The sequence below is a fragment of the Pseudomonas sp. GW822-FHT06B12 genome, from assembly GCF_058799675.1.
Genome location: NZ_JBXALR010000015.1, coordinates 80,233 through 104,945, shown reverse-complemented (window position 1 = coordinate 104,945; position 24,713 = coordinate 80,233). Strand labels below are relative to the sequence as shown.

The window sequence follows — 24,713 nt, the reverse complement described above, 5'->3', positions numbered from 1 at the left end:
ATCAGTCGCGTTGATGTTGAATGGAACACCGCTATCGCGAGCAAGCTCGCTCCCACAGGTTGTGCTCTTTAACTGACAGGCATTGGTGCTTACTCCCTAGTAATGACTGACCATGATCGAGACCCAAAAATGACCGACACCCCGCATTTCCCGCTCTCCGCCGTGGTCGGCGCCGATTCCCTGAAACTGGCGCTGTGCCTGACGGCCATCGACCCGAAAATCGGCGGTGTGCTGATCGAGGGTCCGCGGGGCATGGCCAAGTCGACGTTGGCCCGTGGCCTGGCGGACTTGCTCGCCAGCGGGCAGTTCGTCACCTTGCCCTTGGGCGCGACTGAAGAGCGGCTGGTCGGCACCCTCGACCTGGACGCGGCGTTGGGCGAGGGGCGTGCGCAGTTTTCTCCCGGTGTGTTGGCCAAGGCCGACGGCGGTGTGTTGTATGTCGATGAAGTGAATTTGCTACCCGATCATCTGGTGGATTTACTGCTCGACGTCGCCGCCAGCGGCACCAACCTGATTGAGCGCGACGGCATTTCCCATCGGCACTCGGCGCGTTTTGTGTTGATCGGCACCATGAACCCGGAAGAGGGCGAGCTGCGTCCGCAACTGCTGGACCGTTTCGGTTTGAACGTCGCCCTTAGCGGCCACACTGCACCCGTTGAGCGCGGCCAGATCATCCGTCGCCGGCTGGATTTCGACAGCGACCCCCAAGGTTTTTGTGCCCAATGGGAAGCTCGGCAGCAGCAGTTACGCGAGCGCTGCCAACACGCCCGTGTGGCACTGACGAGCATTCCTCTGGACGATCAGGCGCTGGCACAGATCACCGAGCGGTGCTTTGCCGCCGGGGTCGACGGCTTGCGCGCTGACCTGGTCTGGCTGCGTGCCGCTCGCGCCCACGCGGCGTGGCGTGGGGCCGGGGCGATCAGCGAGGATGATATCGACGCGGTCGCCGAGTTTGCCCTGCGCCATCGTCGTCGCGACACGCCGCCTTCTGCGCCGAGCCAGAACCACGCGCCAGACTCGTCCGCGACTCAACAACCGAACCCCGGCGAAGGCCAGGGTCAATGGGGTGAAATGCCCGCTCAGGCATTGCCCATCGGTGCCCGTCGTGAAGTGCCGAGCTGGCCAAAAAAGCCCTAGGCATTCGCCCTCGATCTGACGCGGGGGCGAATGCCAAACCCCGTGCAGGACACCTGAAAAACGGCAGGCAGGGCCAGCGTCGAACCACCAGCAGCGGCTCGGTCAATTGGCCTGGAACGCTGCTCAACGGCCGCCCGCGTCAGCGCGAAGATCTGCTGTTTCATCTGCGCAGTCGTTCGCCCCATGAGTTGTGGCTGGTGATTGTCGATGCCTCGGCTTCGACCCGTCGTCATCAGGCGCTGAGCGATGCCAAAGGCTTGTTGGCACAAGTGTTCGATGACGCCTATCGCCAGCGTGCGCGACTGGCGCTGTTGACCGCCAGCGGTGTTGCGCCGAGGTGGCAGGTGCAAGGTCTGAAAGCCTCGGCCAGCCTGCGCGACTGGCTCGGCGCGCTAGGTGCGGGCGGTGGCACGCCGTTGTTTGCCGCGCTGGCTGAAGCAGCGCATTGGCTGACATCACGGCAAAAGCGTTTTCCGGCAGAGCAACAACGGGTGTTGCTGTTGACCGATGGCCGCCTCAAGGAGTGGCCTGCACTGGCGCAACTCCAATGTCCGGGTATGCTGGTGGATATCGAGCGCGGGCCCATCCGGCTCGGGCGCGCTAAAGCCCTGGCCGCCGAGTTGCAGGCTGAGTATCGGCACATCGACGATCTGTAGCGCTTGCAAGAAGATCGCAGCCTGCGGCAGCTCCTACAGAATTGCGTACGCCGTCGTGATACGGTCGGCGTAGGAGCTGCCGAAGGCTGCGATCTTTCAGGGACAAAATCAAAGGAGTGGATCATGCGTGTTCTAGCCGCTAACAGTCAGGACGATTTCCGCGTCAAAGCCTATGCCGGAACCAACGGCGTGTTACTGTCCATGGACCTGGCCGAACCCCGACGCAAAGGCTTGCTTGGTTTTGCCATTGAAAAACAGCAGGGCAGCGGGCCTTGGGAGTTTCTCTTCAACAGCCTGACCTTCCCCGGTAAGGCGCACACCTTTCCCCAGTACAACGCCACGCCCAGCGACAGCGCACCGTTGCAGAAATTTCGCTGGGCTGATTACGCAGTCAATCCGGGCGTGACGATCAACTACCGGGTGCATCTGGCTTATGGCACGCCGGATGCGCCGCAGTTGGGCGAGGCCCTGGCGGTGACGGTCACCACCGACAACGGCTTGCCGGCAGGCCAGCATGCCATTTTCAATCGTGCGGTGGCGGCCAGTCAGGCCTTCTCCCGCAAGTTCCCCGAGCTCGATGCACAGCTGAGTGCCAACAAGAATCTGTCTCTCGACGACTGGCCCGCCGCACCACGGCTATGGCTGGAAAACGGATTGCTGGAGCAGATCACCGGTTTCATCGAGCGCGCCGTGGATAGCCAGTGGGCGCTGGACATTGCGATTTACGAGTATCAGTTGCCGACCATTGTCGACGCGGTTAATGCGGCGTTTGGGCGAGGCGCCAAGGTTCGGGTGCTGTATCACGCCAAGCCCGGCGATACCGACACCACCATGAATGAGGAGAGCCTGGCCAAGCTTCCCGCCGAGAGCAAGCGGGGGCGGGTGACCCACGCGATCTTCCATGACAAATTCATCGTGCTGAGCCAGGTCGATGGTGCCGGGGAGTATCGGCCTCAATCGGTGCTGTGCGGCAGTACCAATTTCACCGACAACGGTGTCTACCGTCAGGCCAACGTGGTGCATGTGCTGGACAATACCGCGGTGGGCGTCCGTTACCTGCAAGTGTTCGAGCAGATCTGGGCCGCGCCGACCGATGTGGGCGCCACACGCACCTGGTTGACCAAGAACAATCCGATGGACCCGACGCAGCCGTTGTTTGTCGGTTTTTCACCGCGTACCGGTCAGGCCGATCTGCAGCAATTCGTCGAGATCATCAATGCGGCGAAGAAGGACGTTTTGTTTGTCACCGCGTTCGCGCTGCCGGATGAAATCCTCAACGCCTTGCTCGGCCAGCCCCACGATGATGTGCTGCGTTATGGCCTGCAAAACACCGCCAGCCGCATCACCGGTTTTCACGCCGACCGCACGGCCGATTTCGCCGCCACTGCGTTGCTCAACACTGGCATCGAGGGCTGGCTCAAGGAAAGCATGAAAGGCCAGAAGGGCGATTTGTTGGTGCATTTGAAGGCCATCGTCATCGATTTCACCAGCGACGCGCCGACCATCATCAGCGGCAGTCACAACCTCAGCATCAACGCCAGTGAAGGCAACGATGAAAACTTCCTGATCATTCGCGGCGATGTTGACCTGGCCGACCGTTACGGCCTGGAATTGCTGCGCTTCTACGAGCATTACCGATTCCGCTATGCCGCCAAACAAGAGGACCTCAAGCAGGTTCCACCCCTGGCGGTGGATGACAGTTGGACCAACGCCTATTACCTGGATGGCGATCTGCGGATGCTCTCGCGGCTGCGTTTTTCCGGGAGATAAGTAACGCCCGATTCCGTGTGGCCGTGAAGGTCATGCCGCCGGTCCGCTTTCACAGGGGCTGTGCGGCACTTGATCTACCGTTGCCTGTTGAGGGGTGCGCTCCTCATCCACGCGGTTTTTCAGGGAGATCTACCATGGCACATGTACGGCGTGATGTATGGAATCTAGGTTCTGGCTGGAGTGATGCGTTGTTGTGGTACGCACGCGGTGTCGGAGTCCTGCAGCAAAGGCCAATCACTGATCACACCAGTTGGCGGTTTCTGGCGGCCATTCACGGTATCGATGTCCCGCTTTGGCAAGACGCCGGATATCTGCGACGGGGCGACAAACTGCCGTCGCAGGAAGATCAGGATCTCTACTGGAATCAATGCCAACACCAATCCTGGTATTTCTTGCCCTGGCACCGTGGTTACGTGGCTTCATTCGAACAGATTGTCCGGGCCGCGATTGTTGGCCTGGGTGGACCAAGTGACTGGTCACTGCCTTACTGGAATTACAACGACAACCGGCAGACGCTGAAAATGCCTGCCTGTTTTGCCGCTACCTCGCTACCCAATGGCGAGCAGAATCCGCTGTATGTGCAACGTCGGTTCGGCCCCAATGGCGACGGGGTGATTGTTCTCGACGAAGCGCGGATCGATCTTCGTCCAGCCCTCAAGGAGCATCACTTTGCCGGTTCCGCTTCGGGTGGTACGCCGGGTTTTGGTGGCCCCGAGTCGATATTCGCACACTATGGCAATGTGAGCGGTCTGCTTGAGCAGCAACCGCACAACTACGTACACGTTGCCGTCGGTGGCCGGGCCCGAGGCAATCCGAACCTGAGAGGGTTGATGATCAACCCCAACACGGCTGCTCTGGACCCGATTTTCTGGCTGCACCATGCCAATATCGACCGGCTTTGGGATGTCTGGCTCAAGCGTGACCCGAACGACCAGAACCCGGTGTCGGCCGCATGGGTCGCCGGCCCGCCAACCGGAGGCCGAGGTTTCAGCGTGCCGACGACCAATGGTGGTCGCTGGTCGTTCCGCGTCGGCGATATGCTGGATACCCGGGCGCCTAAACTCGATTATGTCTATGAGGACACCTCCGATCCTTTGCACGGTACTCGTGCGTTCCAGCAGCGGCTTGAAACACTCGGCGTAGCACCTCAGGTCCCCGGAGCCGTGGCCGCGAAGGAGAAAACATTGAGCAAACCTGTCACTGCCGAGTTGATCGGCGCCAACGATCAGGCCATTGATCTGAACAGCGCGACTGTCGAGACGCCGGTACTTCTGGACAAGGCAGCGTCGGCCAAGGTTTTTGGCAATCTGAAGACCAGGGCGTTCAGCGCGACGGCCACGCCTGCCGATCTCGACCGGGTGTTTCTGAACCTGGAGAACATTCGTGGCGATAACGATGCGGCCACGTATGACGTGTACATCAGTATGCCGGTCGAGGGTCAAACGTCCGCCCATCCTGATGTGCGTGCAGGCTCGATCTCGCTGTTCGGGGTGAGCAACGCCAGCAGGACGGATAACCAGCACGGCGGTCAGGGGTTGAGCCATGTACTGGAAATCACCGATATCTTCGACAAGCTCAGCGCCAGCGGTGCGCCGGACCTGACGAAGTTGACGGTGCGGTTCGTGGCGGCCACCGAGATTCTGCCAGGCGACAACATCAGCGTGGGCAGAGTGAGCGTCTATCGGCAGGGTCGCTGAACATGGCGCAGTACCTGATCCTTGCATTGACCCGAGGCCCCCGGCCATGGCTGATCCTGATCAGCCTGGCCGGGTGGGGGCTGTTGCTCGGTGCGGCGCAGATGCTGTCTATCCCGGCGTTCTGCGGGACATTGCCGGTGCTGGACTATGCCGCCAGTTGGCAGGGGATTGAGCAGGCGTTGCTGTTCAATCCTCCTCGCCAGCTGTTGTCTTCGTGGTGGTTGATGCTGTTGGCGATGATGCCATTGCTGCTGGTTCACCCTCTGGATTATTTGTGGCGGCGCAGCCTGCTGCGCAAGCGCTGGCAGGCCGTGGCGTTGTTCGTTATCGGCTTTTCGGCCATCTGGACTCTGGCCGGCGTGGTGCTGATGGGGCTGACGGTGGGGGCACGGGTGATGCTCGGGTTTTCCCCGATGGACACATTGATCGTCGCGCTGGGGGTATGTCTGATCTGGCAGGCTTCGCCGTTCAAGCAAGCCAGCCTGAACCACTGTCATTACCAGCCGCGGATTTCGGCGTTCGGCCTCGACTTTCTCAAGGACTGTCTGAAGTACGGCATGGTCAGCGCAGGCTGGTGCGTCGGATCGTGCTGGGCCCTGATGTTGTTGCCGATGCTGGCAGAGCAGGGGCATGTGCCGCTGATGCTGTTGAGCATGGGCTGGATGCTGTTCGAACGGTTTAAAAGTCCTCGCCCTGTTCGTTGGCACTGGCCGTTTCAACTGCGCCTGTTTCACTGATAACCACCCCTGATGAAACGGGGGGTGACCATAGATGTAGGAGCTGCCGAAGGCTGCGATCTGTTGATTTTCAAGATCAAAAGATCGCAGCCTGCGGCAGCTCCTACGAGGGTTGTGTACGCCATCAGTTTTTCGGGGCAGGGCTCACGGTCGCGTTGCGCCAGGCGGTTTGCAGTTGTTCGTTCAGGAGTGCCGGTACGGTTTTGCCCGGCTGTTTCTCCAGGCTGACTTTCAGGCCATTGAGTGAGCGGCCACTGAGGCGATTGCTCGCCAGGTCTTCACGGAACACCCGTTCGGCTTGCGCGTACTGCCCCTGGGTCAGCAACGCATAGCCCAAAGACTCGCGTAGCGTGTAATACCAGTCCGGCGGCTCGTTGTAGTTGAGCGCGTCCTGGATTTGCACGGCCTTGCGCCAGGCCGCGATGATCTGCGCATTGTTGTCACCCTCGAGGGCCTGGAGGTCGGCGCTCAACCCCTGTTTCTGATCCTTGCCGAACACCTCTGCGCCAGCGTCCTTGAGTGCGGCGATATCGAGTGTTCCATGGCTGCTGACCAGCGCTTTGTTGAGCAGGATCAGGTTGGCAATGCGAAACAGCTCCACGGCTTTATTGCTGCCATAACGCAAGTCCGGATTCACGCTCAAGGCTGTATTGACGGCCTGCCAATAACCTTTGAGGGCATCACGAGCGGCGCTGCCGTCGAGGCCGTCGGCGCTCAGTTTTTGGTAGGCGCTGGCGTATGCCGCCATGACCTGAGTGTAAGGTGCGGTCAACGTACCGTATTTGTTCGCTGCAGCGCAGGTCTGGTTGATGGTTTGCAAGCCGGCGTTGATCTTCGGTTCGACCCGCTTCAGGGCGTCCCAGTCTTCGAAGCGTACGGCGAAGTAATAGGGCACGGCGTAGAAGTAGTCAGACTTGGTGGCGATTTCCTGGGGGTATTGCTTGCAGAGGAAATCCAGTGCGGCATAGCGGGTGGTGTTTTCCACCAGCTCCTCGGCCATGTTCAGCGCTTCGTTCTGGCGCCCTTCGATGGACAACGTCCAGGTCAGGAAATGAATGTTGTGCCCCAGGTAGTGCAGCGGGTACGGGCTCTGCGGGTCGACCTGATGGGTGTAGGCGCGGTCGACCGACACCGCCGTGTAGTTGGCGATGCTGGCCAGGGCATTGTTGCCGGTGCGCTGGTAGATGTGTGAGGCCATGTGCACCAGGTGACCGATGGCCGGGTTCTGATCGCGAAAACGGTCAGCCATGGGCAGGCCGCTGGCAGGGAAGGGTGACTCTTCAATGGCATGGATATAGAAGTGGTTAGCGCCGGTGTGCAGTTTGTCCTGTACCAGCACCCGGTTGAGCACTTGTAATGCCTCGTAGGCGGCGGAGGTGGGTTTGACTTTATCGGACAGCGCTTCATCGCCCTCCCACCATTTCCAGGGGCTGAGGTTAAGCAGGGCGTCGGCATACAGCGTGGCGGCGTCGAGGTCGTCGAAGTAGTTTTCCGACAGGGATTTCATCGCGTCGGCGTAGCGCTGCTTACCTTCGTCGGGCAGGCTGAGCTTGCCGTCCTTCTCGCTGTAGAGGGTCATGAACGCCTTGGCGTAATCGACTTCGCGCTGCAGTTGCCGTTCGCTGAAGCGCTCTTTGGCGGTCGGGTCCTTGAGGCGAGCCATGGCGTTGTCCAAGGCTATTTGTGCCGAGCGGTAGGCCAGTTGATCACAGCCAGTGGTGGCGTCGCTGTTGATGTTGGAGTTGGCCGACAGCGCGATGCCCCAATAGGGCATTGCCGCACCTTCGTCGAAGCGGCTGGCCTGGTAGAACGCTCGAATCGCCTCGGAAAAGTTGAAGCCGTACTGCAAGGCAATGCCCTGGCTGTAGAAGGCTTCGACCTGCTCGGCGTCCTTGAGGCTCACCAGTGGATAGCGTGTGCCACCGAGCCCTGAGAGCAGGTGGCCCTTGTCGGTGTCCTGCTGGCTGACGCACTGATGCAGCACCTCCAGATACGGCGTGTCGGGTAATGCCGGCGCAAAGCTTTTCAGGTTCTCGGTCGCGCCGTGGCCCAGGGTGTGGGCCTGGGCAACTGGAAGTCCGGCCAGTAGCAGATTGCCAATCAGGGTGGCGTGCAGAAGGCAGGGTACGTCCATGAGTCAGTTGCTCCTTGAGACCTCATCCGTCTGCGACGAAGTATTGTTGAACTTCGCTGAAATTCCAGTGTGCCATCACGTTGTTCCAGTGCAGCCGTCCGGTTATTTGCTCATCGCTGCCCGGTACTGGCGTGTGCGTTTGGCGATGTACACCTGGTCGAGGATCAACGCCCAGAGCGCCGGGACCGAAGGTTTTGGTCGGTGACCACGGCTCAGGCGCTGGATCTGAAAGCGCACCACGGCCATGTTGGCCAGCGCCGCCAAGGGTTTGCGCTTCCAGGTGATCGGCGGCAATTGTGGGTGGCTGTCGTGCCCTTCGCGCCACAGCTTGACCAGCAACGGCTCGACCGCCAGCGCGGTGCCAATACCGGCCATGGCGATGCCGCTGGCCAGCACCTGTTCGACCACGGGCAGACGCCGAATACCGCCGGTCACCATCACCGGCATCTTCGCCCGGCTCGCCAGTTCGCCGGCCATTTCGAGGAAGTAGGCCTCGCGCGCCAGAGTCCGGCCGTCGCGGGCTTCGCCTTGCATCGCCGGCGCTTCATAGCTGCCACCCGACAACTCCAGCAGATCGATGGCGAGCGGGTTGAGCATGTCGATGACCTGCCGGGCATCGTCGGCATCGAAGCCGCCGCGTTGGAAGTCAGCGGAATTGAGTTTCACCGCGACGCAGAAATCTGCCGTGACGGCTGCACGAACCGCATTCACCACTTCGATCAACAAGCGTGCGCGATTTTCCAGCGAACCGCCCCAGCGGTCGGTCCGACGATTGCTCAATGGCGACAGGAACTGGCTGATCAGATAGCCATGGGCCGCGTGAATTTCCACACCGGTAAAGCCGGCTTTTTGGGCCAGGGCGGCGCTGGTGGCGAAGCGCTGGATGACGTCCTGGATGTCGTCTTCGCTCATCGGCGTGGGTTGGGCAAACATCTTCGAGAACTGTCCCATTTCCAGGGCCACGGCAGACGGCGCCCAGGCAGGTTGGCCGAGATTGGCCATGGTCTGGCGCCCGGGATGATTGAGCTGCACCCAGAACTGCGCGCCCTTGGCCCGACCAATGGCAGCCCACTGACGGAAACGTTCAAGGTGCCGTTCATCCTCCAGCACCACACCGCCGGGACCGGTCATGGCCCGACGGTCGATCATTACGTTGCCGGTCAACAGCAGGCCAGCTTCGCCATCGGCCCAGGCCCGATAGAGCTGCATCAAGGCCTGTGAGGGGGCTTGTTCGGTGTCGGCAAGATTTTCTTCCATCGCCGCTTTAGCGATGCGATTGCCGATTGTCTGGCCGTTAGGCAGATTCAACGCGTGAAAGGGCGACATATTTGACTCCTCATTAGTGGAGAAATGAGGCTAAGCTTAAAGTTAACTTTAATGTCAAGCGCGAAAACGAGGTTCTGATGAAGATTGGTGAATTGGCGCAATTAAGCGGACTGACGGCTTCGCGCATCCGGTTTTACGAAAGTCAGGGGCTGATCGGCCAGGTCCAGCGCTTGGCCAACGGTTATCGGCGCTACCCGGCAGAGGTGCTGCAAACCCTGCTGGTCATCCAGTGCGCACAGCAGGCCGGGTTCAGTCTGGAGGAGCTCAAACAACTGCTCACCAGCCCGAAGCAGGGTGAGCTCCGGCATGACGAACTGGTGCTGAGCCTGGAGCGCAAGATCGAGCAGATCGAAGAAATGCAACAGCATCTGGCGCAGAGCAAGGCGAAGTTGCTGGGCGTTATCGAGTCCGTCAAGGCACGACCTGAAGGCATTGCGTGCTCGGAGAATGCCGAGCGAGTGCTGTCGAGGCTCAAGCACCACTGAGGCGTTCAGTTCTGATTCGAGCAATCATCGGCAAAGACTGGTGGCGAGAGTTTCGACGTCTTCGGGCTGCGATGAGCGAGCAACTGATGCGCCCGGGGAACCGTGAGCAAAGTGCCGAAGGTTTGCCGCAGCCATGGCAGATCACGCTGTGGTCTGCGTGGGACAGGTTTAGCGCGAGCCTTGCCGATGAGGCTGGCAAAGACATCGTTCAAGGCCTCTGCATTTTCAAAGCCTTTGAGTTTCTTCAGCAGTTTCCCGTTTCGATAGAACAACACGGTGGGGGTGCCGCTGACCTTGGGGTGGCGGGGGGATTCGCCGGTATTCAACATGTAGATTTCAGCGCGATCTTTATAAGCCTCGGCCGTCGCCCGAAAAATCGGCCCGGCGAACTCACAGGCGTAACACTGCGGATTACTGAAATACAGGACGACCGGGCGGTAGGTCCTCAATGCCCGGAGGTATTGCGGTGCGAGAGAGTGGGGTGTCGGGGTCATTGAAGTCTTCCTTGTTCAGCCGCAAGACGAAGAGAAGGTGCGCCATAACGCTAATTCCGTCTGTAGGGCGCGTCTACTGTCAGAGTTGACAGGTATAGAGCGTTGACTCGCCTCGTTTGGAAGCGGATGCGCCCTCAAATGTGGCCCAACTACCCGCGCCTGTAGCCAACGGTAGCGCCTGTGCGCTGCGGCGTTTGGTAACGCCTGTTTTGTGCATTCGTGCATCCCGTTGATTCAATTCATATTTCAATTGCGCTGGGATTTCCCTTCCCGGCTATGGCACACTTTCTGCTGTCTATTCCGTTGTTACATACCAAGTTCCGGTATAGCGGAATACACATCATCCTGGAGTGCCCGTCATGCAGCGCCGACTTTCCTTGTTTACAGCGTGTGTTTTTCTTTTTGCGGCTTCAGCCTCTGTCGTGGGCATTGCCCAGGCGGCGGACAGCAAGCTCGACAGTGTGTTGAAGCGCGGGCATTTGATCGTGGGCACGGGCAGCACTAACGCGCCGTGGCATTTCCAGGGTGCTGACGGCAAATTGCAGGGGTTTGATATCGACATCGGGCGGATGGTCGCCAAGGGTTTGTTCAATGACCCGAGCAAGGTCGAGTTCGTGGTGCAGTCGTCCGATGCACGGATTCCCAATTTGCTGACCGACAAGGTCGACATGAGCTGCCAGTTCATCACCGTTACCGCCAGCCGTGCGCAGCAAGTGGCGTTCACCCTGCCGTACTACCGTGAAGGGGTTGGCCTGCTGCTGCCGGCCAACAGCAAGTACAAGGAAATCGAAGACCTGAAAGCTGCTGGCGACAGTGTCACCGTGGCCGTGCTGCAAAACGTCTACGCCGAAGAACTGGTGCACCAGGCGCTGCCCAAGGCCAAGGTCGATCAGTACGACAGCGTCGACCTGATGTACCAGGCGGTGAACTCCGGCCGTGCCGACACGGCTGCCACCGACCAGTCCTCGGTCAAATACCTGATGGTGCAGAACCCCGGCCGCTATCGCAGCCCGACCTACGCCTGGAGCCCGCAAACATACGCCTGTGCGGTCAAACGCGGCGATCAGGACTGGCTGAATTTCGTCAATACCGTCTTGCATGAAGCCATGACCGGCGTTGAGTTCCCGACTTACGCGGCGTCCTTCAAACAGTGGTTTGGTGTAGACCTTCCTACACCAGCAATCGGTTTCCCTGTCGAATTCAAATGATCCCGTGAGAGTGGGGCGCCTCTAATGCGCCCCGCTCAAGGTACTGCTGACCATGAACTATCAGTTGAACTTTGCTGCCGTCTGGCGCGATTTCGACACCTTGCTGGCAGGGCTCGGTCTGGGTCTTGAACTGGCATTGGTGTCGATCGCCATCGGTTGCGTGATCGGCCTGCTGATGGCGTTTGCTTTGCTCTCGAAGCACCGCGCATTGCGGGTGCTGGCGTCGGTGTACGTGACGGTGATCCGTAACACGCCGATTCTGGTGTTGATTCTGTTGATCTACTTTGCGCTGCCGAGTCTGGGGATTCGGCTGGACAAGCTTCCGTCGTTCATCATCACCCTGTCGTTGTATGCCGGGGCGTACCTGACCGAAGTGTTCCGCGGCGGGTTGTTGAGCATCCCTAAAGGCCTGCGTGAAGCCGGGCTGGCGATTGGTCTGGGGGAGTGGCAGGTCAAGGCGTACGTCACCGTGCCGGTGATGTTGCGCAACGTGCTGCCGGCACTCTCGAACAACTTCATTTCGCTGTTCAAGGACACCTCGCTGGCGGCGGCGATTGCCGTGCCGGAGCTGACTTATTACGCGCGCAAGATCAACGTCGAAAGCTACCGGGTGATTGAAACCTGGCTGGTGACGACGGCGCTCTATGTTGCGGCCTGTTATCTCATCGCGATGCTGCTGCGTTACCTCGAGCAGCGTCTGGCGATTCGCCGTTAGGAGGCCGCATGTACGAGTCCCCAAGCTGGTTGCATGAGTTGTGGGTCGCCCGCGATACCCTGTGGTCGGGCTTTTTGACCAGTGTGCAGTGCTCTGTCCTGGCGATCATGCTTGGCACCCTGATCGGCATCGTTGCCGGGCTGGTGCTGACCTACGGCACGATATGGATGCGTGCACCGTTTCGTTTTTACGTCGACCTGATCCGTGGCACACCGGTGTTTGTGCTGGTGCTGGCCTGCTTCTACATGGCACCCGCGCTGGGCTGGCAGATCGATGCGTTCCAGGCCGGAGTTCTGGGGCTGACGCTGTTCTGCGGTTCGCACGTTGCCGAGATCGTTCGCGGTGCGTTGCAAGCGCTGCCACGTGGGCAGATGGAAGCGAGCAAGGCCATCGGCCTGACGTTTTATCAGGCCCTCGGTTACGTGCTGTTGCCCCAGGCGTTGCGGCAGATTTTGCCAACCTGGGTCAACTCGTCGACTGAAATCGTCAAGGCCTCGACCCTGCTCTCGGTAATCGGTGTGGCCGAGTTGCTGCTGAGTACCCAGCAGATCATCGCTCGGACCTTCATGACCCTGGAGTTTTACCTGTTTGCCGGTTTTCTCTTTTTCATCATCAACTACGCCATCGAATTACTCGGCCGGCATATTGAAAAACGGGTGGCTTTGCCATGATTCAAGCTCAAGTTTCGACCCAGAACAAAAGCCAGGCCCTGCTGGAAATTTGTGGCCTGCATAAGCAATACGGCCCACTTGAGGTGCTCAAGGGCGTCGATCTGACCATGCAGCGTGGCAACGTGGTCACGCTGATCGGCTCCAGCGGTTCGGGCAAGACCACGCTACTGCGCTGCGTGAACATGCTCGAAGAGTTCCAGGGTGGGAGGATTTTGCTCGATGGCGAATCCATCGGTTACCACGAGGTCAACGGCAAGCGTGTGCGCCACTCGGAAAAAGTCATCGCCCAGCACCGGGCCATGACCGGTATGGCGTTCCAGCAGTTCAACCTGTTTCCCCACCTCACGGCATTGCAGAACGTCACCCTTGGCCTGCTCAAAGTCAAAAAGCTGCACAAGGACGAAGCGGTGGTGCTGGCGGAAAAGTGGCTGGAACGTGTCGGCCTGTTGGAACGTCGCGACCACTATCCGGGTCAGTTGTCGGGTGGTCAGCAACAGCGCGTGGCGATTGCCCGGGCGATTGCGATGAACCCGAGCCTGATGCTGTTCGACGAGGTGACGTCGGCACTCGACCCGGAACTGGTCGGCGAAGTATTGAGCGTGATCAAGGGCCTGGCCGAGGATGGCATGACCATGCTGCTGGTGACCCACGAGATGCGTTTTGCCTTTGAAGTCTCGGACAAGATCGTTTTCATGAATCAGGGGCGTATCGAAGAGCAGGGGCCACCCAAGGAGCTGTTCGAACGCCCGCAATCTCCGCGTTTGGCGGAATTTCTCAAGAACACGCGTTTTTAACACTCAATTTCGAATCAGGAGAAACACTCATGAGCATTACTCGTTACGGCACTGGTAGCACCGCCGGTGGCGGCCAGCCTCGTCCTTTCGCCCGTGCGGTCGAAGCCGATGGCTGGCTGCATGTGTCTGGCCAGGTGCCGGCGGTGGAAGGCGAAATCATTGCCGGCGGGATCGTCGAGCAGACTCACCAGACCATGCGCAACCTGATCGCGATCCTCGAAGAAGCTGGCTATGGCCTCGAAGACGTGGTGCGCACGGGCGTGTGGCTGGAAGATCCACGGGATTTCTGGAGCTTCAACAAAGTCTTTTCCGAATACTTCAGCCCGGAACACGCACCGGCCCGGGCCTGTGTGCAGGCGAATATGATGGTCGACTGCAAGGTCGAGATTGATTGCATCGCTTATAAGGCGAAGAAGGCCTGAGATTTGCGGTGACTGCATCGCGAGCAGGCTCGCTCCCACATTTGGAATGCGTTCCCCTGTGGGAGCGAGCCTGCTCGCGATGGCGGCCTAACAGTCAACGCAGCGCTCTAGGTAAACTCCCGGTACTTTGAATGGGAACCCACTGACATGACCGAAGACACCATCAAGCGCCGGGCTCGCGGTCTGGACCGGGCGTTCGATATCCTCGATTTCCTCAAGGAAATCGGCCAGCCGCTGCGCCCGAACGATATCGCCAGCGGTATCGGCAGCCCGAAATCCACGGTCTACGAGTTGGTCGCGTCCCTGCTTGAACGACGAATTCTCGAACCGGTGGGCAAGGAAGGTCACGTCTATCTTGGCCGGCAGCTGTACTTTCTGGGGCAAGCGCATTTGCGCCATTTCGATCTGAGCCGCGAGGCCGATCACGCCTTGCAGGAGATCGTCAGCCAGACCCGCGAAACCGCGCAGATGTGCCTGCTCAACGGGCGTAAATACACGGTAGCGCTGATGAAAGAGGGCGAGCGGCATTTCCGCATTTCTTCTGACATTGGCGAGAACGCGCCGATCCCGTGGACCGCTTCCGGGCGCTTGTTGCTGGCGCACTTGAGCGACCAGCAAATCATCGACCTGATCGATGAGGATGACTTCATCCTGCCGGGCGGCGAACGTCTGCCGCTGGAGCATTTTCTGGCGGAAATCCGTCAGGCCGGCATCGACGGTTTCTTCTCCTTCGATAGCGTCGCCGACACCTTTACCCATTGCTTCGCCGCCCCGGTGAAAGACCCGAGCGGTGTCGCCATAGCGACCCTGTGCATCGTCGCCCCAAGGGCCGATGCCAAGAACAATTACAACGACTATCGCCGGGTGCTGATCGACAGCGCGAACAACCTGGCCCGTCGCATCAACGAATAACAGTGGCCGTTCGCGGCCGCGTGTGAGGAGTTAGAACATGTCTTCTGCCTTGAACATCGCCGCCGTGGAAAAGGGCACCGGCCAACCCGGTGCCAACCTGGTGCGTGACGTCAGTCTGCCGGCGCTGGTGCTGCACCGCGAAGCGCTGGAGCACAACATTCGCTGGATGCAGGCGTTCGTCAGCAACAGCGGTGCCGAGTTGGCGCCGCACGGCAAAACCAGCATGACCCCGTCGCTGTTTCGCCGGCAACTGGAGGCGGGCGCCTGGGGCATCACTTTGGCCACCGCGGTGCAGACCCGTGCTGCCTACGCCCATGGCGTGCGCCGGGTGTTGATGGCTAATCAGTTGGTGGGTGCGCCGAACATGGCGCTGATCGCCGAGTTGCTGGCGGATCCGGCATTCGATTTTCACTGCATGGTCGATCACCCGGACAACGTCGCCGACCTCGGGGCCTTTTTTGCCGCGCGCGGTCTGCGCTTGAACGTGATGATCGAATACGGCGTGGTCGGTGGCCGTTGCGGTTGCCGCAGTGAAGCCGAAGTGCTGGCACTGGCCGAAGCGATCAAGGCGCAACCGGGGTTGACGTTGACCGGCATTGAAGGCTACGAAGGGGTGATTCACGGCGACCAGGCGGTCAGCGGAATCCGCGAATTTGCTGCGTCCCTGGTGCGCCTTGCGGTGCAGCTGCAAGACAGCGGCGCTTTCGCCATCGCCAAGCCGATTATCACTGCCTCGGGTTCGGCCTGGTACGACCTGATCGCCGAGTCCTTTGAAGCCCAGAACGCCGCCGGACGTTTCCTCAGCGTGCTGCGTCCGGGCAGTTACGTGGCTCACGACCATGGCATCTACAAGGAAGCGCAATGCTGCGTGCTCAATCGTCGTAGCGACTTGCACGAAGGCCTGCGCCCGGCGCTGGAAGTCTGGGCCCATGTGCAGTCGTTACCTGAGCCGGGTTTTGCGGTGATCGCCCTGGGCAAGCGCGACGTGGCGTATGACGCGGGGTTGCCGGTGCCGTTGCTGCGTTACCGGGCAGGCGTGGTTCCGGCCATCGGTGATGACGTCAGTGCCTGCACCGTGACGGCGGTGATGGATCAGCATGCGTTCATGACGGTTGCGCCGGGGGTTCAGTTGCGAGTGGGCGACATCATCTCGTTCGGTACTTCTCATCCGTGCCTGACCTTCGACAAATGGCGCACCGGTTGCTTGGTGGATGAGCAGTTGAACGTCATCGAAAGCATGGAAACCTGTTTCTAGATTTCAGACCGAGGCGCGGCCATCGCGAGCAAGCTCGCTCCCACAGGGATCTTGTGAACACTGGAGATCCAATGTGGGAGCGAGCTTGCTCGCGATGAGGCCCGGCCAGATAACTCCGAAACACCAGAGACCCCACAACCATGAACACCCTCAGCCCTCTCGGCCCCAACACCCCGCGCATCGCGCTGATCGGCGAGTGCATGATCGAGTTGCAGCAGCGCGCCGATGGCAGTCTGCAACAGAGTTTTGGCGGCGATACCCTGAACACCGCGGTCTACCTGTCTCGCGAATTGGGCGATGGGGCCACGGTGGATTACGTCACCGCATTGGGCGATGACAGTTTCAGCGACGCCATGTGCCAGAGCTGGTCTGAAGAAGGCCTCGGCCTGGATATGGTTCAGCGGCTACCGGGGCGTTTGCCCGGTTTGTACTGCATCCAGACCGATGCGTCGGGTGAACGGCGTTTCCTCTATTGGCGCAATGAAGCCGCCGTGCGCGATTGCTTCACCACGCCGGCGGCGGCACCGATTCTTGCGGCGCTGCCGGATTACGATGTGCTGTATTTCAGCGGTATCACCCTCGCGGTACTGGGCGAAGAAGGCCGCAAAAAACTCATCGAAACACTGATCGAGGCGCGTCAGCGAGATGCGCGGATTGTCTTCGACAACAACTACCGGCCGCGTTTGTGGAGCACGGTAGAGCAGGCCCGAGCGGCGTACCGCGAGGTCTTGCCGTATGTCGATCTGGCGCTGCTGACGGTGGACGATGAACAGGCGTTGTTCCACTTTTCCGATTGTCCGGCGGTGTTCGCGGCCTACGAGCAGATGGGCACGCCGGAGGTGGTGCTCAAGCGCGGAGCCGAGCCGTGTCTGATTCGCTGTGACGGTGAGTCGTTCGAGATCCCGGCGCAGCGCGTCGAGCGGGTGGTGGACACCACGGCGGCGGGGGATTCGTTCAGCGCGGGGTACCTGGCCAGTCGGCTCCGTGGCGCAAGCCCCGCAGAAGCCGCAGAGGCCGGGCATCGGTTGGCGAGTCGGGTGATTCAGGTGCCGGGGGCGTTGATTCCCCGAAGCTGAATACGGTCAATGTGGCGAGGGAGCTTGCTCCCGCTCGGCCGCGAAGCGGTCGTAATCCGCTAATCGCGTCCCATCTGACTACTCGCGATGGCTGATTTAGGGTCGCTTCGCAACCCAGCGGGAGCAAGCTCCCTCGCCACAGGGGCCCTATATTCTCTAATCGCGGTAAAACACCTGCACCAGGTGATACCCGAACTTGCTCTTGATCGGCCCGTGCACCACGCGCAGCGGTTTCTTGAAGATCACCGCATCGATAACGCCGACCATTTGCCCGGGCCGAACTTCACCCAGGTCACCCCCGCGTTTACCGGACGGGCAGGTCGAGTACTTCTTGGCCAGCACATCAAAGGCCTCGCCCTTGGCGATGCGTTGTTTGAGCTGTTCGGCCTCTTCGGCAGTTTTCACCAGAATATGGCGGGCTTGAGCTTTCATTGGGGCAGTTACCTTGGAGCGGTTGTGGCGGCGGGGCGCGATTATGCCTCAATTCATCCGGTTCGGCGGATCATGTGCCGAATCTTGCCGGCCAGTTGTTCAAGGGTAAAGGGTTTGGCCAGCAGGTCCATGCCCACGTCGAGAAAACCCTGACGTTCGGCGGCTTTTTCCGCGTAACCGGTCATGAACAACACGTTGAGCGCTGGCCGATGCTGACGGGCGATTTCCGCCAACTGCCGGCCATTCATGCCGGGCAGACCCACGTCGGTCACCAGCAGATCAATCCGCAGATCCGACTCCAGCAGTGGCAGGGCGTTTTTCGCGTCCTCTGCCTCATAAGTGATGTAGCCCAGTTCGTTAAGGACATTGAGCACCAGCATGCGCACTGCCGGATCATCCTCGACCAGCACCACCGATTCACCCGCTGTCGCATAGGTGCTGCCCAGGCTGACTGCTGCCGGTGAGCGGTGTTGAGGTGCGTTGTGCAGGCGCGGCAAATACAGACGCACCGTCGTACCTTGCCCCGGCTCGCTGCTGAGGGTTACATGGCCACCGGATTGTTGGGCGAAGCCATAAATCATCGACAGCCCCAGCCCGGTGCCCTGGCCGATGGGTTTGGTGGTGAAGAACGGATCGAAGGCCTTGGCCAGTACACGCGGGGTCATACCGGCGCCGTTGTCGCGCACGCCGAGCATCACGTAATCACCGGCCTTGACCGGCTCAAGGGTGCTGATGTCGCTGCCGTCGAGGTAGCTGTTGGCCGTTTCAATCAGCAGCTCGCCGCCCTCTGGCATCGCATCGCGGGCATTGATCACCAGGTTGAGCAGGGCGTTTTCCAGTTGGTTGGCATCGGTGTTGACCGGCCACACTTCAGGTGCGAGCTGAAACTTCAGCTCGATATGTTCGCCTTTGGTGCGGCGCAACAGTTCTTCGAGCGAACGCACCAGCGTGTTGGGCTCAAGCGGTCGACGGTCCAGCGATTGCCTCCGGGAGAACGCCAACAGCCGGTGAGTCAGGGCTGCTGCGCGATTGGCTGACGACACGGCCGCATCGGCAAAACGGCCGATCTCACCGCTGCGCCCATCGGCAATGTAGCGCTGCATCAGGTCCAGACTGCCAATGATCCCGGTCAGCATATTGTTGAAGTCGTGGGCAATACCACCGGTGAGCTGGCCGACGGCTTCCATTTTTTGTGCGTGGCGCAAGGCATTTTCGGCGCGCTCACGCTCGAACATTTCGTTTTGCAGGCGATGGTTGGCTTCGGCCAATGCCTTGGTGCGTGTGTCGACCCGTTCTTCGAGTGTTTCGTTGAGGTTGCGCAAGGCTTCCTCGGTCTGTTTACGCTCAGATTCGTCGATCACAAAGATGTAGAACCCGTTGACCGCGCCATCGGCGCCAAAGCGTGGCAGGTATTTCATCAGCGCATAACGTGGACGACCGTCGCGGTGTGGCGAATAGGCCTCGAAACTGCAGGCTTTGCCAGCCAGCGCGGCGCTGATCTGCTCGACCCGGGTGGCATAGAGTTCATCACCGAGTATTTCGCGAATGGTTTTGCCGTAGAGCTCCTGCGGGGTCATGCCATACCAGTCCAGGTACGCACTGTTGTTCAGGCGAAAGCGTTCTTCGTGATCGACATAACCGATCAGCACCGGCATCGCGTTAATGATCAGCTGCAGCTCGGTCTGGCTTTGCCGTAACGCCTGTTCGGTGTGTTTGCGCTCGGTCAGGTCCAGAGCGGCACCGAGAAAACGCAGGGGCCGACCGTGATGATCCTTGTAGCAGCGGCCCCGGGCAAAGACCCAGCGTACTTCGCCACTGGCTTGCAGCAGCCGGTACTCCTCGGCGTATTCGCTGCCATGGCTGATGCAGTGCTTGATGCTGCGGGCGACCATGGCCCGGTCTTCCGGGTGCACGCCGTTGAGGTATTCGGTGATGGGCAACTGGCTGGCCAGGGCTGGATCGACACTATGCAGTTGGGCGAAGTGGGCATCGGCAATGAAGCGATCCTCGCCAATATCCCAGTCCCAGGTGCCCACCGCATCGGTGGCGGCGAGGGCCAGTTGCAGACGCTCTTCGGTTTCGTGCTGGGCCTTGAGGCTGGCCTCCGAGCGTTGTTTGAGCTCCAGGGCGATGCGTCGGCGCTCGTTGGTTTCGATGGCGGTGACCAGGATCCCGGCGACCAACCCGCGTTCGTCGCGAATCGGGCTGTAGGTCAGGTCCAGCCAGAAATCCGATTCGCCGCCATCACGCTGCAGGCTGAAGCGCTGCTCGCTGTAGGAGCGGACTTGGCCCTGTAGGACAGCGCTATAAATGGGGTCCGTGAAGTCTTTTAGTTCTGGCCATGTCTGGTGTGTGGGTTGTCCGAAAGCCTGCGGATGCTTGTTGCCGGCCAGCAGTGCAAAGCCGTCGTTGTAGATCTGCGAGAGCTCTGGTCCCCATAACAACAGCATGGGCATGGGCGAGTGAATCACGATGTCCACGGCGGTGCGCAGGCTCTGTGGCCAGTGGCTGGCAGAGCCCAGCGGGCTTTGTGCCCAGTCGAGTCGGGCAATCAAGGCCTGGGCATCGCTGCCGGTAGGGGATCCGTTCATCAGGGGTTCCTGCATCATGTCAGTGCTAGTGCATCAACTATTCTTCGGAGGAGTAGACGCTCGGACGCGTGAAAAGTGGCGTGCCCTGGCGATTTTCGTTCAATGGAAGGCTCAATGGATATTTTTTGCCATGGAAATTCACTCGCTGCTAAGAATGCTGGCCAGCCAGGATGGCTCCGATCTTTACCTGTCGACCGGAGCACCGCCCACCGGGCGATTTAATGGTGTGCTCAGAGCGCTGGCCAGCGAAGCCTTCAAGTCTGGCGAGATCGCCGGGATTGCCGAGACCATTATGGACGCCGAGCAGCGCGCGGAGTTCGACCGCGAGCTGGAAATGAATCTGGCGGTTTCTCTGGTCGGGGTCGGGCGCTTTCGAGTCAACATTTTCAAACAGCGTAACGACGTGTCGATCGTCGCACGCAACATCAAACTCGATATCCCACGCTTTGAAGACCTCAATCTGCCTGCCGTGCTGCTTGAGACGGTGATGCTCAAGCAGGGATTGATGTTGTTCGTCGGCGCCACGGATTCGGGTAAGTCGACCTCGCTGGCAGCGTTGATCGATTACCGTAATCGCCACAGCAGCGGCCACATCATCACCATCGAAGACCCGGTGGAATATATCCATCGCCATCAGAAATCGATCATCAATCAGCGCGAGGTAGGCGTGGATACACGCAGCTTCCACGCCGCCTTGAAGAACACCCTGCGCCAGGCCCCGGATGTGGTGCTGATCGGCGAAATCCGCGACCGCGAAACCATGGAGCATGCGTTGGCCTTTGCCGACACCGGGCACCTGGTGCTCTCCACCTTGCACGCCCACAACGCCAATCAGGCGCTGGACCGGATCATCAACTTTTTCCCTGAAGAACGCCGCGGGCAGTTGCTCAACGATCTGGGCAACAACCTCAAGGCCTTCGTTTCCCAACGTCTGGTGCACACCCTCGATGGCCAGCGTCGGGCGGCGGTGGAGGTGATGCTGGGGACGCCGACTATTGGCGATTTGATCCGGCGCAACGAGTTGGGTGAACTCAAGGGCATCATGGAGAAGTCCGTGAACCTCGGCATGCAGACCTTTGATGGCGCGTTGTTCGAGCTGGTGGTGGAGGGGGTCATTGAGGAAGAGGAAGCATTGAAGAATGCTGACTCGCCAAACAACCTGCGCTTGCGCCTGAAGTTGCACGTGGACGGTGTGCCGAATGCCGAGCCCCCATCCACCGAAACGGGTGAATGGGGGCTGATGGACTGACTCTGCGCGCGCCCTAAGTCTTCAGCTCCGGCCGATCCCGAAACTGCTCCAGCGCTTCAGGATTGGCCAGCGCATCGGTGTTTTTCACTTTCTGCCCATGCACCACATTCCTCACCGCCAGCTCAACTACCTTGCCGCTGATGGTTCGCGGTATATCCGTCACCGCAACAATCTTCGCCGGCACATGCCGAGGCGTGGTGTTGGCGCGGATGACCTGGCGAATCTCCTGCTCAAGGTTGTCGTCCAGCGTCACGCCGTCACGCAGGCGCACGAACAACACTACCCGCACGTCCTCCTGCCATTGTTGGCCGATGGCGACCGAGTCCAGTACCTGATGGACCTTTTCCACCTGACGGTAGATTTCCGCCGTACCGATGCGCACGCCGCCGGGGTTGAGTACCGCGTCAGAGCGCCCGTGGATCAGCCAGCTGCCGTTGGGCCGTTGTTCGGCGTAGTCGCCCTGAGCCCAGACACCCGGGAACTGGCTGAAATACGATGCGCGGAGTTTTTCCTGCTGCGGGTCATTCCACAGGCCGATCGGTATCGCCGGAAAATGCCGGGTGCAAACCAGTTCGCCTTTTTCACCGATGACGGGTTGGCCGGACTCATTCCAGACTTCAACGGCCATGCCCAGGCCCTTGCACTGCATCTCGCCACGGCGGACCGGCAGGACCGGATTGCCGGCGATGAAGCAGGAAACGATATCGGTGCCGCCGGACATCGACGACAGGCACAGTTCGTTTTTGATCTCGCGGTAAACATAGTCGTAGCTTTGCGGCGAGAGTGCCGAGCCGGTCGAGAGCAGGGCTTTCAGGCTGCCCAGGTCATGGCTGAGGCGTGGCTGGATGTCATTGCTTTCCAGGGTCGCGAGGTACTTGGGGCTGGTGCCGAAGACGCTGATGGCTTCACTGTCGATCAGGTCGATCAAGCGTTGCGGACCGGGATGGAAAGGCGAGCCGTCGTACAGCACCACGCTGCTGCCGACCGCCAATGCCGAGACCAGCCAGTTCCACATCATCCAGCCACAGGTGGTGTAGTAGAACAGTCGGTCGTCAGGCCCGAGGTCGACGTGCAAACCATGTTCCTTGACGTGTTGCAGCAGCACACCGCCGACGCTGTGGATGATGCATTTCGGTACGCCGGTCGTGCCGCTGGAGTAGAGAATGTACAGCGGATGAGCGAAGGGCACCGCGACGAACTCGGGCTCGCCGCCTGGACCGTAAAAACTGTCCCACAATGCGACCCTGGCTTGAGTTTTGTAGTCTTCAATACGGGCTTGTGGTCGGGCGTATGGGACGATGATCAGTTGCTGCAGCGATGGCAGGCGCTCAAGAATCTCGTTGACCTTGGTGGTCTGGTCGATCTCTTTGCCAGCGTAGCGATAGCCTGCGCAGGTGATCAGCACTTTCGGCTCGATCTGACCGAAGCGGTCAACCACCCCGTGTGTGCCGAAATCGGGTGACGAACATGACCAGATCGCGCCCAGGCTGGTGGTGGCGAGCATGCCCACCAGGGTCTGCCAGGTGTTCGGCATGCACGCCGCGACTCGATCACCCAGGCCGACGCCTGCGGCTCTCAGGCTTTTTTGCAGACCGGCGACGTGCTCGGCCAGCTCAAAGTAGCTCAAGCTTTCGCGCTGACCATTCTCGGCGATGGCAATTACCGCAGTTGCATCATCGCGACGACGCAGCAGGTGTTCGGCAAAATTCAGGGTCGCGTCGGGAAACCACTCGGCGCTGGGCATCTGCGGGCCTTCACGCAGCACCGTGCTCGGTGGCTGGTGAAAGGTGATCTCGAAAAAGTCGACGATGGCCTGCCAGAAATCTTCGCGCTGATCGATGCTCCATTGATGCAGAGCGGGGTAGTCCGCGAGTGCAAGGTTGTGCCGTTGATTGCTGAAGCGCCGGAAGGCATCCATGCGGGTTTTGCCGATGCGCTCGGCGCTGGGTTGCCAGAGGATATTGGACATGGTTAGCCTCTTGTTATTCTTGATTCAACCTTGGGATCGCTGAGTATGCGATCCCGTAGCAGCTGGCGTAGCCTGCGTTCGGCTGCGCAGCAGTCGTAATTCAGCGCGTACAGTCTCTCAGAATGAATCTGGTCCTGACTGCGACCGCTTCGCGCTCGAACGCAGGCTACGCCAGCTGCTACGGGGATCCGGTCTACCCTTGCCGATTTACTGCGCCAGCCACCCACCATCAATATTCCACGCCGCGCCACGCACCTGGCTGCCGGCTTCACTGCACAGGAACAGCACCAGTTCGCCCAGTTGTGAAGGGGTCACAAATTCCAGCGACGGTTGCTTCTCGGCCAGCAGATCATGTTGCGCCTGCTGTGGGTCAACGCCTGCGGCGGCGCGGTCGTCTATCTGTTTCTGCACCAGCGGCGTCAGTACCCAGCCCGGGCAGATGGCGTTGCAGGTGACGTTGCTGGTGGCGGTTTCCAGGCCGACCACTTTGGTCAGGCCGATCACCCCGTGCTTGGCCGCGACATAAGCTGCCTTACCCACCGAACCGACCTGGCCGTGCACCGAGGCGATGTTGACGATTCGGCCCCAACCCTTGGTGCGCATGCCTGGCAGGCTGAGACGGGTGCTGTGGAACACCGACGACAGATTGATCGCAATGATCGAATCCCAGCGCTCCACGGGAAAGTCTTCCACCGCAGACACGTGCTGGATGCCAGCGTTGTTCACCAGAATATCGACGCCGCCGAACTCACGTTCGGCGTAGGCGAGCATCTCGGCAATTTGCGTGGGGTCGCTGACGTCGGCCGGGTGATGGCCGACCTTGCCGCCGAACTGTTGCACCTGTGTGATGACCTTGGAGGCATCGCCGAAACCATTGAGGATCAGGTTGGCGCCGGCCTTGGCCAGACTCAGTGCGATGCCCAGACCGATGCCGCTGGTGGAGCCGGTGACCAGTGCGGTTTTGCCTGTAAGAGTTGTCATGA

22 protein-coding genes are annotated in these 24,713 nt (G+C 60.2%); 15 read left to right on the top strand and 7 right to left on the bottom strand.

Annotated features, from left to right (window positions below; all coding sequences use genetic code 11):
* Window positions 1-129 precede the first annotated feature (129 nt).
* From AC1RKH_RS25750 to AC1RKH_RS25730, 5 genes are all read left to right on the top strand, one after another.
* Window positions 130-1,137 carry a magnesium chelatase ATPase subunit I gene (locus AC1RKH_RS25750; RefSeq protein ID WP_493061789.1) on the top strand — a complete coding sequence of 336 codons (1,008 nt, stop codon included), beginning with the start codon at window positions 130-132 and terminating at the stop codon, window positions 1,135-1,137.
* 53 nt (window positions 1,138-1,190) lie between these two features.
* Window positions 1,191-1,793, top strand: coding sequence for a vWA domain-containing protein (locus AC1RKH_RS25745; protein WP_493061873.1), 603 nt, complete (start codon window positions 1,191-1,193; stop codon window positions 1,791-1,793).
* A gap of 123 nt (window positions 1,794-1,916) precedes the next feature.
* Window positions 1,917-3,563: a phospholipase D-like domain-containing protein gene (locus AC1RKH_RS25740; RefSeq protein WP_493061790.1), complete on the top strand. Its 1,647-nt coding sequence runs from the start codon at window positions 1,917-1,919 to the stop codon at window positions 3,561-3,563.
* Between the two features lie 134 nt (window positions 3,564-3,697).
* Entirely contained in the window at window positions 3,698-5,260 is a 1,563-nt protein-coding gene (locus AC1RKH_RS25735; protein ID WP_493061791.1) for a tyrosinase family protein, read from the top strand.
* A 2-nt stretch (window positions 5,261-5,262) separates the two neighbouring features.
* A complete protein-coding gene (locus tag AC1RKH_RS25730; protein ID WP_493061792.1) occupies window positions 5,263-5,997 on the top strand; it encodes a copper chaperone in 735 nt (244 codons plus the stop codon).
* 124 nt (window positions 5,998-6,121) lie between these two features.
* Here the strand turns inward: AC1RKH_RS25730 and AC1RKH_RS25725 are convergent, their stop codons facing one another.
* Together AC1RKH_RS25725 and AC1RKH_RS25720 are read right to left on the bottom strand one after the other, a co-directional pair.
* Window positions 6,122-8,131, bottom strand: coding sequence for a hypothetical protein (locus AC1RKH_RS25725; RefSeq protein ID WP_493061793.1), 2,010 nt, complete (start codon window positions 8,129-8,131; stop codon window positions 6,122-6,124).
* 102 nt (window positions 8,132-8,233) lie between these two features.
* Entirely contained in the window at window positions 8,234-9,457 is a 1,224-nt protein-coding gene (locus AC1RKH_RS25720) for an NADH:flavin oxidoreductase/NADH oxidase family protein (RefSeq protein WP_493061794.1), read from the bottom strand.
* A gap of 77 nt (window positions 9,458-9,534) precedes the next feature.
* On the opposite strand from AC1RKH_RS25720, the gene AC1RKH_RS25715 reads away from it, so the two are divergent.
* Window positions 9,535-9,942: a MerR family transcriptional regulator gene (locus AC1RKH_RS25715; protein WP_493061795.1), complete on the top strand. Its 408-nt coding sequence runs from the start codon at window positions 9,535-9,537 to the stop codon at window positions 9,940-9,942.
* A gap of 5 nt (window positions 9,943-9,947) precedes the next feature.
* Here the strand turns inward: AC1RKH_RS25715 and AC1RKH_RS25710 are convergent, their stop codons facing one another.
* Window positions 9,948-10,436 (bottom strand): thioredoxin family protein, encoded by a 489-nt coding sequence (locus AC1RKH_RS25710; protein WP_493061796.1) that lies wholly within the window; start codon window positions 10,434-10,436, stop codon window positions 9,948-9,950.
* A gap of 359 nt (window positions 10,437-10,795) precedes the next feature.
* Between AC1RKH_RS25710 and AC1RKH_RS25705 the strand changes: the two genes are divergently transcribed.
* The 8 genes from AC1RKH_RS25705 (at window position 10,796) to AC1RKH_RS25670 (ending at window position 17,489) form a co-directional block, all read left to right on the top strand.
* Window positions 10,796-11,644 carry a transporter substrate-binding protein gene (locus AC1RKH_RS25705; RefSeq protein ID WP_493061797.1) on the top strand — a complete coding sequence of 283 codons (849 nt, stop codon included), beginning with the start codon at window positions 10,796-10,798 and terminating at the stop codon, window positions 11,642-11,644.
* Window positions 11,645-11,696: 52 nt separating this feature from the next.
* Window positions 11,697-12,359, top strand: a complete 663-nt coding sequence (locus AC1RKH_RS25700) for an amino acid ABC transporter permease (RefSeq protein ID WP_054596802.1) — start codon at window positions 11,697-11,699, stop codon at window positions 12,357-12,359.
* Window positions 12,360-12,367: 8 nt separating this feature from the next.
* Window positions 12,368-13,030 carry an amino acid ABC transporter permease gene (locus AC1RKH_RS25695; RefSeq protein ID WP_123425972.1) on the top strand — a complete coding sequence of 221 codons (663 nt, stop codon included), beginning with the start codon at window positions 12,368-12,370 and terminating at the stop codon, window positions 13,028-13,030.
* Complete coding sequence (locus tag AC1RKH_RS25690) at window positions 13,027-13,824, top strand: amino acid ABC transporter ATP-binding protein (RefSeq protein ID WP_123425973.1); 798 nt, start codon at window positions 13,027-13,029, stop codon at window positions 13,822-13,824. Before AC1RKH_RS25695 ends, AC1RKH_RS25690 begins: the two co-directional genes overlap by 4 nt.
* 29 nt (window positions 13,825-13,853) lie before the next feature.
* Window positions 13,854-14,246, top strand: coding sequence for a RidA family protein (locus AC1RKH_RS25685; RefSeq protein WP_123425974.1), 393 nt, complete (start codon window positions 13,854-13,856; stop codon window positions 14,244-14,246).
* Window positions 14,247-14,393: 147 nt separating this feature from the next.
* Window positions 14,394-15,158, top strand: coding sequence for an IclR family transcriptional regulator (locus tag AC1RKH_RS25680; protein WP_493061798.1), 765 nt, complete (start codon window positions 14,394-14,396; stop codon window positions 15,156-15,158).
* A 37-nt stretch (window positions 15,159-15,195) separates the two neighbouring features.
* Entirely contained in the window at window positions 15,196-16,413 is a 1,218-nt protein-coding gene (locus tag AC1RKH_RS25675; protein ID WP_493061799.1) for an amino acid deaminase, read from the top strand.
* 140 nt (window positions 16,414-16,553) lie between these two features.
* Entirely contained in the window at window positions 16,554-17,489 is a 936-nt protein-coding gene (locus AC1RKH_RS25670; protein WP_493061800.1) for a sugar kinase, read from the top strand.
* Window positions 17,490-17,645: 156 nt separating this feature from the next.
* Here AC1RKH_RS25670 and AC1RKH_RS25665 read toward each other — a convergent pair whose 3' ends face one another.
* Together AC1RKH_RS25665 and AC1RKH_RS25660 are read right to left on the bottom strand one after the other, a co-directional pair.
* Window positions 17,646-17,921: a peptidylprolyl isomerase gene (locus AC1RKH_RS25665; protein ID WP_003182808.1), complete on the bottom strand. Its 276-nt coding sequence runs from the start codon at window positions 17,919-17,921 to the stop codon at window positions 17,646-17,648.
* Window positions 17,922-17,974: 53 nt separating this feature from the next.
* Window positions 17,975-20,512 carry a PAS domain-containing protein gene (locus tag AC1RKH_RS25660; protein ID WP_493061801.1) on the bottom strand — a complete coding sequence of 846 codons (2,538 nt, stop codon included), beginning with the start codon at window positions 20,510-20,512 and terminating at the stop codon, window positions 17,975-17,977.
* Between the two features lie 130 nt (window positions 20,513-20,642).
* Here AC1RKH_RS25660 and AC1RKH_RS25655 point away from each other — a divergent pair, with 130 nt between their 5' ends.
* The gene (locus AC1RKH_RS25655; RefSeq protein ID WP_493061802.1) at window positions 20,643-21,761 is read left to right on the top strand and encodes a PilT/PilU family type 4a pilus ATPase; all 1,119 of its coding nucleotides are present in this window, start codon (window positions 20,643-20,645) and stop codon (window positions 21,759-21,761) included.
* 13 nt (window positions 21,762-21,774) lie between these two features.
* On the opposite strand, the gene AC1RKH_RS25650 is transcribed toward AC1RKH_RS25655, so the two are convergent.
* Window positions 21,775-23,730, bottom strand: a complete 1,956-nt coding sequence (locus tag AC1RKH_RS25650) for an acetoacetate--CoA ligase (RefSeq protein WP_493061803.1) — start codon at window positions 23,728-23,730, stop codon at window positions 21,775-21,777.
* A gap of 207 nt (window positions 23,731-23,937) precedes the next feature.
* A complete protein-coding gene (locus AC1RKH_RS25645) occupies window positions 23,938-24,711 on the bottom strand; it encodes a 3-hydroxybutyrate dehydrogenase (protein WP_493061804.1) in 774 nt (257 codons plus the stop codon).
* Between the last annotated feature and the right edge of the window lie 2 nt (window positions 24,712-24,713).